General features: G+C 41.0%; 10 protein-coding genes. 6 read left to right on the forward strand and 4 right to left on the reverse strand.

The features are described 5' to 3' along the window. Positions 1 to 619: 619 nt before the first annotated feature. The 3 genes from IM473_RS10670 to IM473_RS10680 all read left to right on the forward strand — a co-directional run bounded on the left by IM473_RS10670 (position 620) and on the right by IM473_RS10680 (position 4,938). A complete protein-coding gene (locus tag IM473_RS10670; RefSeq protein WP_287690441.1) occupies positions 620 to 2,062 on the forward strand; it encodes a sensor histidine kinase in 1,443 nt (480 codons plus the stop codon). A 92-nt stretch (positions 2,063 to 2,154) separates the two neighbouring features. Further along, the gene (locus IM473_RS10675) at positions 2,155 to 3,252 is read left to right on the forward strand and encodes a saccharopine dehydrogenase family protein (RefSeq protein ID WP_287657757.1); all 1,098 of its coding nucleotides are present in this window, start codon (positions 2,155 to 2,157) and stop codon (positions 3,250 to 3,252) included. Between the two features lie 3 nt (positions 3,253 to 3,255). After that, the gene (locus tag IM473_RS10680) at positions 3,256 to 4,938 is read left to right on the forward strand and encodes a mechanosensitive ion channel family protein (protein ID WP_287657758.1); all 1,683 of its coding nucleotides are present in this window, start codon (positions 3,256 to 3,258) and stop codon (positions 4,936 to 4,938) included. On the opposite strand, the gene IM473_RS10685 is transcribed toward IM473_RS10680, so the two are convergent. Both IM473_RS10685 and IM473_RS10690 read right to left on the reverse strand, forming a co-directional pair. Then, complete coding sequence (locus IM473_RS10685) at positions 4,865 to 5,368, reverse strand: hydrogenase maturation protease (RefSeq protein WP_287657759.1); 504 nt, start codon at positions 5,366 to 5,368, stop codon at positions 4,865 to 4,867. The two genes, IM473_RS10680 and IM473_RS10685, sit on opposite strands and share 74 nt — an antisense overlap. Before the next feature lie 161 nt (positions 5,369 to 5,529). Further along, entirely contained in the window at positions 5,530 to 6,183 is a 654-nt protein-coding gene (locus IM473_RS10690) for a Uma2 family endonuclease (RefSeq protein WP_287657760.1), read from the reverse strand. Between the two features lie 154 nt (positions 6,184 to 6,337). On the opposite strand from IM473_RS10690, the gene IM473_RS10695 reads away from it, so the two are divergent. Next, positions 6,338 to 6,484 (forward strand): hypothetical protein, encoded by a 147-nt coding sequence (locus tag IM473_RS10695; protein WP_287657762.1) that lies wholly within the window; start codon positions 6,338 to 6,340, stop codon positions 6,482 to 6,484. On the opposite strand, the gene IM473_RS10700 is transcribed toward IM473_RS10695, so the two are convergent. Next, positions 6,464 to 6,955 carry a GNAT family N-acetyltransferase gene (locus IM473_RS10700; protein ID WP_287657764.1) on the reverse strand — a complete coding sequence of 164 codons (492 nt, stop codon included), beginning with the start codon at positions 6,953 to 6,955 and terminating at the stop codon, positions 6,464 to 6,466. The genes IM473_RS10695 and IM473_RS10700 overlap by 21 nt on opposite strands. A 220-nt stretch (positions 6,956 to 7,175) precedes the next feature. Further along, on the reverse strand, positions 7,176 to 13,313 hold the full coding sequence (locus IM473_RS10705; RefSeq protein ID WP_287657766.1) for a translocation/assembly module TamB domain-containing protein: 6,138 nt from the start codon (positions 13,311 to 13,313) through the stop codon (positions 7,176 to 7,178). A 460-nt stretch (positions 13,314 to 13,773) separates the two neighbouring features. Here IM473_RS10705 and IM473_RS10710 point away from each other — a divergent pair, with 460 nt between their 5' ends. Together IM473_RS10710 and zwf are read left to right on the forward strand one after the other, a co-directional pair. Continuing rightward, positions 13,774 to 14,964 carry a DUF3747 domain-containing protein gene (locus IM473_RS10710; protein ID WP_287657768.1) on the forward strand — a complete coding sequence of 397 codons (1,191 nt, stop codon included), beginning with the start codon at positions 13,774 to 13,776 and terminating at the stop codon, positions 14,962 to 14,964. Between the two features lie 302 nt (positions 14,965 to 15,266). Then, entirely contained in the window at positions 15,267 to 16,796 is a 1,530-nt protein-coding gene (zwf, locus tag IM473_RS10715; RefSeq protein WP_287170295.1) for a glucose-6-phosphate dehydrogenase, read from the forward strand. Positions 16,797 to 16,904: the final 108 nt, after the last annotated feature.

The following is a 16,904-nucleotide window of genomic DNA, read 5'->3' on the forward strand; positions in this document are numbered from 1 at the left end:
GAATAATCTTGATCTTGTATTTGCTGCTAAGGATAAACAGGATTACGCCTATACCAATCAACCTAGGTTAAACTTTTTGGAGAAATATTTTGCATAAATTTTTCCAAGTTTTGACGCTCATTTATGTTAGTCCCTCCAACACCCGATGATTCCTCCCATTGACCTAACGTCAAGGCAAAAGGTTTTGAGATCAAAGATTGGTTAGTTAGGGAAATAATTGGGGAACACTTTAACTCATTCAATAATAACTATAGATAGGCAAAAAATACTTAAATGTAACAAAAAAATACATAAGTGGGGAGGTGTAATTAAATATCAGACTTATCGAGGTTGAATTGAGCCACGAACCCCACAACTGGCATAGGTGATCAACTGGACTAAACTATATTACAAATCATTAAGCCGATTGACAGCCTTTCTGCTCAAGATCAAGTCTAACCTAATTTGTTATCGACGACCGACTCCCTAAAACCAGAGAGTTCTTGCCTCACCACTAAGATAACTGTTATCAAAACGCGGATATCACTGCCAATAGAGTTCGGTTTTACCGTTATGGGATGAGCATTAACGGGGGTACTATTCTAGGTAAGGAATTTATATCTAGTCAGTGATGAAGACGATGTTAAAGGGGTCTTTACCGAAATTAAGCGATATTTTCCCGCCGACTGACCATCAGGACCGGGAAACTTTCACCCCCAATGCTTTTTATCCTAATTTATCGGAATGGCTCAAGCGCTCGCAACTGAAAGCGGAAAGTGAATGGTTCGCAGCGATCGCCGCTTTGGAAAATATCTTATTACAAAACCAAAATAATGCTGCCGCCGGTCGGGGTTTAATTCTCTCCGGTCCGACGGCTTTAGTCAGAGAAAGCAAGGCTTTAACGGGTTTTGAATTTGGTGTTTTCACCGTTAAAGCTTTAAAACATTTACAATGGCCGGGTTTGCAATTGCCTTCTCAGGAAAAATCCGCCGCCGATGTTTCCCCAACAGAGATCCATGAATTACCCCTCTTGCCAACGGATCCGATTGCTAATGAAAGATTTTGTCTGGTTTTTAGCGAAAGTTTCGCTCTTTTGCTGGTTTTAGGCGAGGATCAGTGGGGTTTGTCCTCTTTTCAATTTTCCTTTGATCCCGTCCTCACTCAGCAAGCTTGGCAGCAGTTGCGGCAACGATTAGTTAATCTGCGTTATCCACAAATCGGGACTTTAGAGGCAATTATCGAGGCTAATGGCAGTCCCTCGCCGGATTACCGTCTAGTTAGCCAATTTAGTCGTCAATTACTGCAAAATTTACCCAACCAGCCTAATTTAGACCTGAAAAAAACGAAATCGCCTATCAATGCCGAAATCACTCCGCCAAAGGAAGATAATTCTCATTTAGAATCGGGTTGTGATTTGGAATTATTGCGAGCTTTAACCCACGAAATTCGCACCCCTTTAACCACCATTCGCACCATTACCCGATTATTATTAAAACGGGCAAAAGTAACGGAAGATGTGCAGAAATATCTAGAAACAATCGATTTAGAATGTAGTGAACAAATTCAGCGCATGGAATTAATTTTCCGAGCCGCAGAATTGGGTATTAATCCTCTGGGGGATAAACCGATTCAATTAATTCCAATTGCTCTAGAAAAAGTCTTTCAAGATAGTATTCCCCGGTGGCAAAAACAAGCTAAACGGCGCAATGTCAATTTAGAAGTTAATGTACCGAAAAAATTGCCTTCGGTAATTAGTGACCCGAATTTATTGGATCAAATGTTAAATGGAGTCGTGGAAAAATGTACTCGCAGTATGGCTAGTGGTGGCCTGTTGCAGGTACATATATCAACGGCAGGAAATCAATTAAAAATGCAGTTCCAAACTCGGGTACAATCGCCGAATCTTACTCTCAAAGCTTTAGGAAAAGTCTTAATGTTTCAACCAGAAACGGGTAGTTTAAGTCTGAATATGAAGGTGACTAAAAACCTTTTTCAAGCTTTGGGAGGTAAATTTATTGTGCGTCAAAAACCTGAAGAAGGTGAGATTTTAACCATTTTCTTGCCCCTCGGACGCATTAAATAAGTTGGGATTATTCTGAATTTTTCATCTTGGAAAATAGGCAAAATTGCCAAGAGGATGCTATAATAGGGCAACAAATATTATTGATAGTTGCCATGGAAAAAACTGTTTTAATTTTAGGTGGCACCGGTCGCATTGGTCAAAGTGTCGCCCTAGATATTATTAATCATACTTCAGCTAAAATTATTATCACAGGACGCAAGGAAAAAGCCATTAAATTACTGCCAAGAATGCAGTTTTTGGCTTTAGATTTAGAAGAAATAGACAAGCTTAGACAGGCAATTAAAAATAGTGATTTAGTCATTCATTGTGCCGGTCCCTTTCATTATCGCGATGGCAGGGTAGTAAAAATTTGCATCGAAGAAAAAGTCAATTATATTGATGTTAGTGATCATCGTTCTTTTTATCAAAAGTTAATCCCTTATCGAGAATTAGCGATAAAAGCGGGAATAACTGCCGTGGTTAATACGGGAATTTTTCCTGGTATTTCTAATAGTATAGTGCGGGAGGGAGTGGAACAATTAGATAGGGTAGAAACGATCCGTTTAAATTATGCCGTAGCCGGTTCAGGAGGTGCGGGATTAACTGTGATGCGGACAACTTTTCTCGGTTTAAAAAAGCCTTTTTTAGCTTGGATTGAGGGACAATGGCAAGAGATTAAACCCTATACTGCTAGAGAAGTAATTGACTTTCCCGCTCCTTTGGGTAAAACTGGTGTTTATTGGTTTGATATGCCAGAAACCTATACTTTTGCTGAATCTTTTCAAGTGCAAAATGTGATCACAAAATTTGGTTCTATTCCCGATTTTTATAATCATTTAACTTGGATTACTGCCCATATTTTTCCCGATGCTTGGGTAGAAAGTTCTCGAGGAATCGAGTTTTTTTCCCAAGTTAGTTATCGCATGACAGAAGTAACCGATAAATTTTCGGGAATTGGGGTAGCAATGTTAGCAAAAGTCGCCGGATGGCAAGGGCAGCAAAAAGCAGTTTATCAAGCAACTATGCTTCACGAGAATACTGCCCAAGCAGCTGGCTGGGGAACTGGGAGCGTGGCAGAATTAATCTTAGCGGCAAAACTCCAAAAAGCCGGGATTTATCCCGTGGAACAGGTGTTATCCACAGAACTATTCCATGCTACGATGAAAAAAAGAGGTATTAAACTCGATCGCTCCTGTGCAATTGTGGCTTAGAAGATGAAAAAAATCTGGCGTTACCTAGGGCTGTTTTGTTTAGTTTTGTTACTGACTTTGTCCCCCATTTTCATGATAGCAGCCCAGAATAATCCTGCTAAACCAGGACAGGAAACACCCCTGGAAACTTTGGGAGAAGTTTTTCCCGTAATGCTTGATAATCAAGAACTTTTTACTATTCGGCAAGGAATAGGTTCTTTTTCAGCGCAAGAAAGAGCGCAATCGATTACAGCCAGAATTGAAAAAATTGCCGATGACGATGCCCTTTCTCCTGAGGATTTAAGCATAAAAATCGATCCTGAAGACAAAAACCCTTCGATTATTTTGGCAGATACGGTTATTGCTACTATTACTTCTAAAGATGCCAAATTACACGCGGTAAGTCAAGAAGTATTGGCCGAACGAGCTTTAGCAAAGATTAAAGTGGCCATTGTCCGTTATCGTCAAGAACGTCAACCAGATAACCTCTTAAAAGATGCAGTTTTGACAGTAAGTGCTACCCTGTCCACGGTCTTAATTTTCTGGACGATGATTTTTATATCTTCGCGGGTTTTTCCCCAGATTCAGAGATTAATCACCTCCCTAGTTCCTGGGGTCGTATTCCAAAATTTTGAGATTATTAGTTCCCAGACAATAGGATTTTTTTCCCTAAGAGTTTTGCAATTTATCCGAACTCTAATTATTTTAACTATTCTCTATTTTTATTTAACTTTTGTCCTTCGTCTTTTTCCCTGGACTAGAAAATTTGGTGATGGTTTTCTGCAATACTTTTTTAGTGCTTTGGAAGTTTTTTCCCAAGAGATAGCAAAATATTTACCCAATATTTTTATTATACTGCTAATTGTTTTTATAACTCACTATCTGTTGAGAGCAATTAAACCATTTTTCACTGCGTTGGAAAGAGGAACTTTAGTAATTAATGGTTTCTATCCCGATTGGGCAAACCCAACCTATAATTTACTGTCACTGCTGATAATTGCCTTAGCTATAGTCATCGCTTTTCCCTATCTACCCGGATTTAATTCTCCTGCTTTTCAGGGGGTGTCGGTATTTTTAGGGGTGCTATTTTCCTTGGGTTCCACCTCTGCTATCGCTAACGTGGTGGGAGGAATTATCCTCATCTATACCCGCTCTTTTCAACTAGGAGATAAAATTTCTATTGGTGATGTTATTGGAGATGTGATTGAAAAAGGATTATTAGTCACCCGTATTCGCACACCGGCTAATAGAATTATCACGATTCCTAATTCATCGCTGTTAAACACCAATGTGATTAACTTTAGTGTCTCTCAAAGGGAATTCAAACAGCCTTTAATTTTGCAAACCACAGTCACTCTCGGTTATGATTTACCTTGGCGTAAGGTTCACGCAACCCTGAAAGAAGCAGCCTTAGCAACCAAATTTATTGTCTCAGAACCTGCTCCTTTTGTCTTGCAAACCAGTCTCGATGATTTTTATGTCAGCTATCAGCTCAATGCCTACACCGATCATCCTAGCAAAATGGTGTATATTTATTCTGAATTACATCAAAATATTCAGGATAAATGTAACGAAGTCGGTATCGAAATTATGTCTCCTCACTACAAGGCTCTCCGGGATGGCAATCACAGCACTATTCCTGAAAATTATCTGCCGGAAGATTATCAAAGTCCTGCTTTTGGTATTCAGTCAAATCCTCAGAAGTAATAATTTTTCTAATAGCTTTAATCGCATTTGTCAAGCCCTTTTGAGTTATTGTTGATAATTCTTCACCAAATTCACAATTAATAGCAGGAATAAATATTCCCCAGGCCCTGGGGGTTTGTTGATAAATTGCTTGAGTTAATGCTAATAAAGAAGCGGGACTTTCTGCATGACCTAAATTATTCCATTCCGTAACTGCTGCTAAATTTTCTATCTGGATATCGGTTTGATTAGATAATACTGCATCAACAAAAATAACTAGGGAAGCATCAGCTATATCGGCTGCTAACTCAGGAGTCAATTGATGGGTAGCGATGACTTGCACATGAGGCCAATTCTCCTCGGCAATAATTTCGGCTATTCTCACTCCCACTCCGTCATCATTTCTTAAAGTATTACCGTAACCGATGAGCAGTATTTTAAAATTATTCATGGTTAGATAGAGGAAACAGGAGTGGGAGGATTTACTTGCTTGCCATGAAAGAGGCTGTCAGCGGGAAAAATTAGTTTAAATACTATAGCGGTGTGCAGTCGTATGAAGTACAGTGTCACGAGCTATAAACCATGCTAGGCAAGGCTTGGTCTGTATCTCACTCAAGCGCTTACCGCTATATAAAAATCTTCGAGATGTTGTTTTAGTTGACGAATTGCCATACTACTATTGCGATTGTCGGCAATTTCCCCACAGAAAGAAACTAGATTTTGTAGGTTAAAGTTAGGAAAATATTGACTTTGATGGCGAGGGATATACTCTTGATTCTCTAGCCGATAAATATAGAGATTTTTCTGACGATACAACCAAATTTCAGGTACTTGATAAGGCAGATAATCATCCACATTCGAGTAACTGGTGACATCAATTTCTAATACTAAATCGGGAGGAGGATCATTTGCCCAGTCAATTCTGGCTTTCCCTGCTATAGCCGGCCAATGGTCAATATAAAAACTATAATCTGGTTGAATACCACTTGTTTCTGGTAATTCCATGGTTACGCGAGTAAAAGCCTCGTACTCACGGCCCAGATAATCCAATAAGGTGATGATAATATTAGCAATTAAATGGGCATCACGTCCATGCTTAGGAAGTGGAGACATAAGCAAGACTTCTCCATTGTGATATTTGATTTTAGGCCGAGAATTGTCGCCCCTTTGCCGAGACAAAGTTTGATAATCTAGCCAGGTGGCAGGTAATCTCACTAAGGACACCGCCGGTAGCTCGATTTTATCTGTTGAAACTAAGGCAAACATGGCGCAAGGTTCCAGGTAAATGATCGGAAACGCTGTAAAATAAGTATAGGATATCTGGGATGCTCTCGATACAAAGCTTGACCTAATCGATAAATTAACTGAGTCTGGTAAGAAAACTTAAGCCTTGATAGTAGTTTCTTGATGAGAAAAAATTATGCTAAGGAAGGGTGATGAAGACTATCTCTTTTCTCTCACCCAGAAATCATCTCTAGGCGAACCAGAAAATGCTGATATTCAATTAAGTCTAGAATTTAGTCTAGCTATGGGGAAAATTGCCTATTTAAGCGACTTTTTTCCCTAAAATGACCACATCAGCCAGAAAATCGTCTAAAGCGGCAATTTGGGGTAAATAACCCCATCGTTGAAAGCCGAATTTTTCAAAGAGACGAATACTGGCTTGATTGTGGGCAAAAATAATACAGATAAGATTAGATATACCCAATTTTGGACAGCAATTCAGGGCATATTCTACTAATAATTTACCGATTCCACGACCTTGATAATCGGGGGAAATATATAAACTAACCTCTGCCGTTTTTTGGTAAGCGACACGACCATAAAACATCTGTAAACTCAGCCAACCCACCACCCGACCTTCGAGCGCTATTACCCAGATGGGATACTGTTCAGGATCGTGCTTTTTAAACCATTCTCGCCGACTTTCGAGGGAAATAGGCTTTAAATCTGCGGTTGCCTTGCGAGTGGGAACAGCAGCATTATAGATATCGATAATTGTTGGTAGATCTGTTTCTTTAGCCTCGCGAATAATCATGGAAGGTCAAGTAAAAAGTAACAAAAGACTATTTCTTATTTCCTAAAGCGTTTCTGCTCAAGATCAAGTGTAACCTAATAGGGCATCTTTTCCTGTCTCCCATCTCCCCAAACCGAAAATCTCATACCTCACCATTAAGATAAGTGCTGTAGCTAGCTATAGGTTTTCTCCTAGTAATTAAGTATAACCCGATTTTGCCGCTTTATCCAGCCATCTTACTTTAAAATTGAGTTTGATAGCGGACGGTAAACTCATTCAAATTGTAATCGTAGGAAAAGCGGATAAAAGACTGGGAATTAACTCGATAGACGGTTTCCAAATTGGGAAGAATATTAAAATCCGTTGCTCCGATCACATTACTAACCGCATTCTCCACATCATACACGACTCCTTGCGCTAAAAGGGGAATCGCCAACTGAACCACTCCAAATTGAATTAATTGTTCTGTATTTTTTCCCTGTAAACCATTAAAAACCGACAGCAATTGTTCCCCCAAAAGTCGAACGATTTCCCCTTGGCTGCGGGGAGGAGTGCTGGTTAATTTAACTAGAGGAGTATTAATCAATCCCTCATCTTCACCTCTAGCAAAAGCCACTGCTTGTAGACAATTAGCAGCTTTTTGTAATTCTGTATCTGTATAGTTTTCCTCCAGGGGAAAAGGTGGACTATCGGGACGAATTTGGCACACTTCATTGATATTACGTCCTAAATTTGGTAGCAAGCGGTTTAATTCCCCTTCAACGCTGAGGGTGACATCAATCCTTTGAATGCGATTGAGGCTATCATCGGGAATTTCATTACTAGGAAAATCCCCCCCCGGACGGGAGATAGCAAAATCGCGAGATTGAGAAAATTCGCTGAGAATTGTTCGCAGTTGAATATCAACAAAGGGATTAAAAAGTCCCAACCCGCGACTAGAATCGAAAACAATAACATTTTGATTGCGTCGGTTAAGAAGAAAACGAGTATCGATGTAACTAACCCGTCCTCGCTCGAGATTAATCACTCCATTGGTTTGTAATTTCTCCAGTGGAGTGAGCGGACCGTTCAAGGTTAAAGCACCACTAAAATCAAATTGATACAAAGGTTCTTGTTCGATTGATAATCCCGCTAAAGACACTTGGAAATTATTTAAAACCGGAGTAATATTTGTCGCCTGAGGAATGTTGAGAGGCTGCAGCCAGCGACTCACCGGTTTATCCGTTTCTTGATTAATTTCTGCGGTGCGAGGAAGAAAAACTTTACCCCGAGAAAGACGCACATTACCCCCGATAATTGGTTGCTGAATTGTTCCCGTTACCATGGCATTCCCAGCAATTAATCCCCGATAAAGGCCATTAATTGCTATATCTCCCTCTTGAATATTAACTGTTAAGGGATTAGGATTATTTTTGATGGCTTGAAAGAAAGGTAAAACTCCCACCACAGAAATTTGTCTATCAGCGATCGAGCCTTGTAATTCCTCTACTGTTAAGCTTTCAGGGGTTAGACCAATGCGGCCATTTACGGTTAAAATCTCTGGAAAAGCAACACTGCGGATAGCGGCATTATTGAGAGTAACTATACCATTTGCTTCTAAATCTTTGATTTTTAAACCCTCTTTTATATCTAATCTTCCCGTCGCTGAAAGAACTACCTCTCCCTCACCGTTAACCCATTCGATGGCGTTTTGACTGATAGCTTCAATTAATTTGATTGCATCGGTTCCCAATTTTGCTTGGATTTTTAATTGATCATTACCCGGTAAGGGAGGATAGGGAATGCTGGCATAGAGTTGGATTGATTCGGAGGAGGTTGTCCGCAAATCAAAACGATACTGATTATAGGTAAATAAACCAATTATATCTTGATTAATATTTTGGGCATTAATTGCACCATCAATAAAGGCAAAGTTACCCTGAATACGAGGATTTAATAAGGTTCCTGTAATTTGTCCTTGAGTTTTTAGACTACCGGATACATCCAAGGGAAACTGCACAAAATTTCTCAAGAGATCGAGAGAAAGATTTTCCACGGCAAAAGTTCCCTCTACTTTTTTTAGGGAAAAATCACCCGCTAAAAATACGGAAGAATCTCGTGATTTTAATCTAATCGGTTCTATCCTGAGCAACTGACGATTTAAGTTAAGATTAATTGTTACTTCATCAATCGGAATTAATTGGGTATCGGTGGTGACAATTCCCAGAGGGTTAACAATATTTACTGTCGGTCTTTGGGGTCGCCATTCCCATCTATTGCCCTGAAATTGTACGCTAAGATCGGGATTTTTTAAAGTCCCATTTAAGGCTATATTTGCTTGATAACGACCACGAAAATCTAGTTCAGACGGTATCCCAACTACCCCCCTTTCCCCTGCTAATTGCTGGATTATTTCTTCAATTTTTGCCCGCAAATTTACCTGTTCTGCTAGGGAAGCTTCGGGATTACCTACTCCTAGGGGACTAAGTTGAATAGCTGGGTTATTCTCAGAGGAGAAAAAGTTGATTAAACTGGTTAAATCATAGATACTAGCAACTGATAATAAATCTTGAATATAACCTTGATCTACCCTGAGTTTAGCTTCTATTGCTTGGGTTTGCCAATTAAATAAACCTTGCAGATTATATTCACTTGCACCCGCTTGTAAACTACCTTCTTGCAGTTGAACTATAGAATCCCGATAAACCAAATTTGCCGTTAATTTTTCCCCGATTAAGTTACCTAAACTAGGTCGATTAATCTCTAGTTGTCCCTGTCCCTGTAAGTTCAATAAATTGATGTCTAGATTAGCATTCACTTGTCCAGCAATAATCCCCGGAATATTGTAGGCTGCCGTGGGAGATATTTTCAGGATTTCTAGGGGAAAATCGGCAATCTGAACATTTAAATTTTCTCCGCTTCGTTTAGCTGTTGCTAGAAAAGGAGTTTTATTTCCAAAAGCTTGGCGAATATTTATCCCTAAAGGAAGATAGGGCAGCAGACAATTATTTTGTTGACAAGGATCGAAAGTCAGGTCAATAATGTCCTGATTTCCCCGCAGATTTAAACTAATATTTTGACCGATTCCTGCTTGCATACTTCCTTTTAAGATAGGTTCAAAGAGTCGCTCATTAATGCTAAAGTTAGCTAAATTTATATCTCCTTTGATTTGTATATTTCCCACTTTTTGCCAAGCAGTTAAGAGATTTTTTCCTGTGATTTGTCCTTGAAATTCTCCGAACCCTGTCAGTGTCGATTCTCTGGGTTTCAAACGAGGCTCGATCGGTAAAAGCGATATAATCTGATCTAAGGGTATAGTAGAAAAGTCAGTTTTTGCCTGTAGATTTAAGTTAACCTCAGCGATATCGGGTTGACTGATAAGATTAGCTAAAAGAATATTTCCTCGTACATCAAAGCTATTTTCTCCCCACTGTGCCGAGAGATTATTAACCTGAATTGGTGTTACTCCCTGCCAAATTTCTTTAATGTTTCCCGCTAAATTGGCCCTAAAATCTAAGTTAGGAATCGAGATTGATTTTATTCCTGGCAATTGCCCTAGTACGGCAGCGGGATCAAGATTAGTGGCAATAATATCACTTTGCCAGAAATTATTATTCAGTTGTCCCTTAGCTTTAATTTCTCCTTTAGCTACATTAATACGAGAGTTAAAAACTGCTTTGATACTGCTTAAGTTGAGTCGTTTTTCTAGCAGGGAGTCGAAAATAGTTTGGGCATTTCCTGTTGCTTGAAACCTGGTTTGGGAAATATTCAACGGTATGGGAATATTAGTCTGAAAATTCTCTAAGCTACTGAGAATATTAAAAATCCCGTTGTTTAACTGAATATCAGTATTAATCGGATTATTATCCACTAACAACCGAGTATTTACCCTAGCATTGACGGTGGACAAATTAGGGATTTTTCCCGCTAGTAAATTATTGATTGCACTGGTGAAATTGACTTGGGTTTTCCCTAGACTAACAGGAATATTTATATTGGGTAAAAACGGATTTAAGTTAATGCCAGCCGTATTAACTATACCGCTTAAAATACCTTGTTCCAGTTGGGCGGTAGTTTTTAGGGATCGATTATTAACAAATAACTGTATATCTCCCTCTCCGCGCCAAGTTTGTAAATCCGTTAAAGTACCGCTAATCAGAGAATTTATCCTGCCAGCAAAGCTGATTTTTGCCCTGCCTAAACTGACGGGAACTGTTAAATTTTCCACTAGAGGATTAAGACTAATCCCACTGGTATTAACTGTTCCTGTCAGGAAACCTTGATTCAGTTTGGCTGTGGCAATTAAAGGATTATTATCTACTAATAATTGCATATTACCTTGACCTTGCCAACTGCTGAAAATATTATTTTTATTATTTAGTAATTCCCCTAAATAACCTTGTAAATTAATCTGCGATTGCATTAATTTAACCTGGGTTGGTAAGTTAGGCAATAGGGAATTAATCGGCAATCCCGCTAAGACAGCTTTAGCCTGAAGATTTCCCTGCAATACTTGACTATTGACTAAAATTGTGCCTTGTTTACTGCTAATTTCTAAGTTAGCAACTCCGTTTAAAGTGTTAATATTAAGTTGGTCAATTTTGCCACTAACTTGAATATTAGCTGTCTCTAAATTTAAGGGTTCTAATGTTTCTAGGTAGGGGCAAATGCTATCTAAATATTGACAAACAAGAGGCACAAAAGGAGTCAATAAAAAGTTATTACCCGTAATTTTTGCCTGGACTAATTTGCTAGTAAAATCACCATTACCATTAACCTGTAGTTTGCCGCCATTTGTTTTAATGACCGTATCGGTTAAATTTATTTTGTTGCCCCCTAAAAATACTTTACCCTCCCCAGCAACATTGATTAATCCTGACTGATTAACCGTGGGTATTTGCCAATTAATTAATAATTGGGGCAGTCCCAAACTCCCCCTAGCTTTAATATTAGTTTGCAGATCATTTATATTAATTTTAGCGGGAATTGTCGCCAATTGAGATAAAATTTTTCTCGTGGGAAAATGCGCTTGTAAATTCAAATTAATCGGCATTTTTGTCCCGTCAAGAGGTTGATTTTTTTGCAGGGATTGCAGAATATTTAACTGCAATTTTCCTTCTCCTTTAATTTCTCCACCTGCAACGGGTTTAATTTGAATTTTATCTAAATTAAGACTATTGAGATTTGTTTGAAAATTACTGGTTATTGATTGAATGGGAATTTGCTCAAAAATAATCGGTTTGCTACTGCTAACGGTTCCTTTAATTAGAGGTTGATCTAATTTTCCCGTCACTTGAAAAGTAGATCGTGCTTCTCCCCGTAAATCTAGAGGTGATTGCAGATAAATAATTCTTAAAAGCTGTTGTAAATCCACCGATTCTAGAGCGACCTTGAGATGATAACCGGTTTGCCAATTTACTTCTCCTCTTACCTCAGTTTTAATCTTGCCAATACTTGCGCTCGCCTGTTCAACTAATACTTTATCTCCCTGTAAATTTAACTTAGTTGTTAGCTTAATTGGATACTGGAAAGGTTGGAATTTTCCCGCTACTTCCGTCACCTGAAAATTGCCATTACCTTGACTTTGATTTAGCTTTGCCCAACTGGGAATATTGAGAGCAATATTAGCATTTACTTGTCCTTGATTTAATTGAAAATTGCGATTAGGAATTAAAGTTAATAGTTCACCTAAGTTTAAACGGTCGATCTGAAGATTAGTTAGGCTTTCACCCGTTTTTAACGCCGTTTCTCCTGCAATTTTTACTTGACTTTTGAGGATTTCTGCGCTAAAATCGTAGGTGAGAGGCTGCCTTTGATTATCGATGAATCTTCCCTGACCATCGGCCTTAATTTCTATCGGTTTTTTCAGGGCATAGGGTTGGATAGTAATATCTCCCTTCTCCACCTGAAAACCCAGATTTAACCTGATGGGTGCTTCCCGATCTAAGTTACTAGCTATTTTTTCTAAATTATCGAGCCATTGACCATTTTTATCCTGATCGAGATAAATACTGGGATTAATTAACTTGACATCAACCGGCAGCGGCAGACCTAAAAGTAAGGGCAGCGGATTTAATCCTAATTCGATCGCATCAATGGATAAACTATCAGCAGAATTGGCCGTAGCTGGAATTTCCGATTTACCGATACGAATGCGATTAAAATAAAAGCCCTCTATCTTACCTACCCTGACAGGTCTGTGCAGCATTTCACTGAAGATATTGTCTAAAATTGGGGTGAGACGTTCATAAACTAAATAACGAGTCGTAAAATAGCCAAGGGAGGTAATTCCTAGGAGAGTAATTCCCCCGACTATTAAAGTAGAAGGCCGGCGGACAAATCGACCGATACTCAGAAAAAGATTAGGACGAGGAGAAGGATCGCCAGGGGAGTTACTCATAATTGTTTACCTCACACACACCAAAGAAAGGGCAATGGCTCACCAGAGCTAATGAACTATGATAATTCACCGCAGCACTGATAGCCCTCAATCGATTAATTGCAATTTTTTAGGCAATTATTGGGCTTAAATCCTGTGAGGAAGTCAAGGGCTGCGGCCAATTAAAAGCCTCTCTCCCCATCTTAGCCTAAGACTCGAATGGCTGGCTAAAATTTTCAACAATTCGCCAAAATCTCCCCAGTTTCAACAGCTAACCGAGCTAATATTGGTCAACCCAACAGTTCCATCAGAATATTGCTCAGATCAATAGGTTCGGAAATTGAAGATTGAGAGAAAAGTTGTGCAGACAGACAACAATCCGGCGCAGTCTGGAACAAGGACCGGAAGCATTCAGTCTTAGAATATTGGGATTAGCACGTCTATTATTTTTACTGCAAAAATCGTCTTATAGATAAAGATCATGAAAGCCAGATTATCGATCGCCCTAACCGCCCTAATGACCTTGGGCATAACTGCCACACCAGCGGCCAACTTTGACGAACAGGACATCGAGCAGACCCAGGTAGTAGCGATCGCTCGTCCCTACGGAGGTAATAAATTTGACCTGCTAGTCTTGGAACAAATCCAGGGAAAACAGAAGTGTTGGAGCGAAAGCGGCTCAAATCCCGTCATGATCGACCCTCTACTCCTCAACTTTGACTTTACTGGCATTTGTCGCCGCGCCACCGATAGTAATGGTTATTCTATCCGTCTCGATGGCCGGGATTTTGGGCTAGATTACATCCTGCGCATTGTGGAACGCAATGGCGAATTATACTTAGTGGGAACTCCCCGGGATGCTCGCAGACCGGAATTAGTGGTGGGAAGAACCCGAGGAATGCAAACAGGATTTATGAAAATTATCCTCGAACCGGGTTGGAGATTTAGCCGTCGTACTTTCCAAGGCAAAAGTTTAGGCCACTTCTACTTTAGCGGCAAAGAAGCGGAAGTTCTCGCAGCCACCGGCAGACCTCCCCTCAGCGAAACCACTCCTCCCCCCAGTGCTGAGGCCAGTTTCCGGGATATTAGCGGCGATATCTATAAAACTGAGATCGAAAAAGCGATCGCGCTTGGGGTAGTGGCCGGTTTTAAAGAAGATAACACCTTCCGCCCCGAAAATCCCGTCACCAGGGAACAATTCGTCTCGATGATTATTGAAGGGATGGGAACTGTTACCAAAATTAACCTAGAAGAGATTCCCCCCGGCAGCGGCAGTTTTAACGACGTAGAAGCGACGCGCTGGAGTGCCAAAAAAATCCAATGGGCCCGGGCCAATGGTATTGTTGCCGGCAAAGCTAACGGCGAATTCCGTCCCACCGACCCCATCACCAGGGCCGAATTGATGGCGATTCTGAAACAGGCCGCCACCTACCTGAAAACTCAGCAAAAACAAGCCCCCGATTTAGCCCAAACTAAAACCCCCGTCAATTTTTCCGATACTTCCGGTCATTGGGCTGCCAGTTTAATTACCCAGATGTCGGGATTTTGCGGTGTGGCCTCTCCCTTGAACGAACAGGGTAGTTCTTTTGTACCAAATGACCCCGCCCGTCGTAACTACGCAGCAGCCGCCATCGTCCGTACCCTCGATTGTGTTAAAACCGCCAAAAAATAAGTAGGGTTTGCGGCAAAAAGTTTTTCCTAGGAGTAGGTTGTGGGGTTTCACCCATTTTTGGGTGGTCAATTACCTAATTTTCAGGGAAAAAGTCCCCCCATTTTCCCCCCGCTCACTCCCAGGCCCGGCACTATTTGATCTCAAAAAGGCCTAAAGATATTATCCAATTACCGATGACTGATTACTGATTACTGATTACTGATCACTGATCACTGATTGTGGTTATTAATTTTTACTTTAGGTATGCCGTCGAGTATTCTCGCTAGACTGGAAAATAATGCACCTCGGCTAGACAAAATCCTATGGTAAAGCTGCTCGAAAATCCTCTCCGAGTGGGATTGCGACAAGAAAGAACCCCAGAACCCCTAATTTTAGTCATTTTTGGGGCATCGGGAGACTTAACCCAAAGAAAACTGGTTCCTGCCCTCTATCAACTGAAACGGGAAAGACGACTGCCGGCCGAATTAACCATCGTCGGTACAGCGCGCCGAGAGTGGAGTCATGATTATTTTCGCCAACAGATGCGACAAGGCATCGAAGAATTTTCCGACGGGATTGGTAGTGAGGAATATTGGCAAGACTTCGCCCAAGGGTTGTACTATTTCCCCGGCAACATGGACGACCCAGAAAGTTACGCCAAAATGAAAGTCTTTCTGGAAGAATTAGACGGAATCCGGGGAACCCGCGGCAATCGAGTCTTTTATCTAGCGGTTTCTCCTAATTTCTTTCCCCCCGGCCTTAAAAACCTCGGGGCGGCGGGAATGCTGAAAGACCCGATTAAACACCGCTTAGTGATCGAAAAACCCTTTGGCAAAGACCTCAGTTCTGCCCAAGTTCTCAATCGAGTCGTACAAGAGGTTTGTCAGGAGAACCAAGTTTATCGCATTGACCACTATTTAGGCAAGGAAACCGTCCAAAACTTATTGGTGTTCCGATTTGCTAACGCTATCTTTGAACCCCTCTGGAATCGTCAATTTATTGATCACGTCCAGATTACCGTGGCCGAAACCGTGGGAGTGGAGGAGCGGGCCGGATATTACGAAAAATCGGGAGCTTTGCGCGATATGGTGCAAAATCACCTGATGCAGTTATTCTGCTTGACGGCGATGGAAGCACCCAACGCTATTAACGCTGATAGTGTCCGCGGCGAAAAAGTCAAAGTCCTGCAAGCGACTCACCTGGCCGATATTAATAACCTAGAAAAATCCGCCATCCGCGGCCAGTATAAAGCCGGTTGGATGAAAGGAAAACCCATTCCGGGCTATCGGCAAGAACCGGGGGTTAATCCCGAATCGACCACCCCCACCTACGTGGCCATGAAATTAATCGTCGATAACTGGCGTTGGCAGGGTGTCCCTTTCTATCTGCGTACCGGTAAACGTCTGCCGAAAAAAGTTTCCGAGATTGCCATCCAATTCCGCCATGTGCCGTTATTAATCTTCCAATCGGCAGCCCAACAAACTAATGCGAATGTACTGAGTATGCGGATTCAGCCTAACGAAGGTATTGCCCTCCGTTTTGAGGCGAAAATGCCGGGGTCAGAATTACGCACACGCACGGTAGAAATGGACTTTAGCTATGGTTCCTCCTTCGGTGTCACCAGCGCCGATGCCTATAATCGCCTACTTTTAGACGCTATGCTGGGAGATCAAACCCTATTTACCCGTTCTGACGAGGTGGAAGAAGCATGGCGCATCGTTACTCCCGCTCTCGCCGCTTGGGACGCTCCCGCCGATCCCGCCTCCGTACCCCAATACGAAGCGGGTACCTGGGAACCCACAGAAGCGGAATTTCTCCTTAACCGCGATGGCCGTCGTTGGCGACGACTCTAAAACAGTGAACAGTAATCAGTAATCAGTAAACAGTAAACTAAAAACTCACATCTGATAACTGATAACTGATAACTGATAACTGATAACTGGTAACTGATAACTGATAAC

The sequence above is a fragment of the Microcystis sp. M015S2 genome (genome assembly GCF_020245945.1).
Lineage (GTDB): Bacteria > Cyanobacteriota > Cyanobacteriia > Cyanobacteriales > Microcystaceae > Microcystis.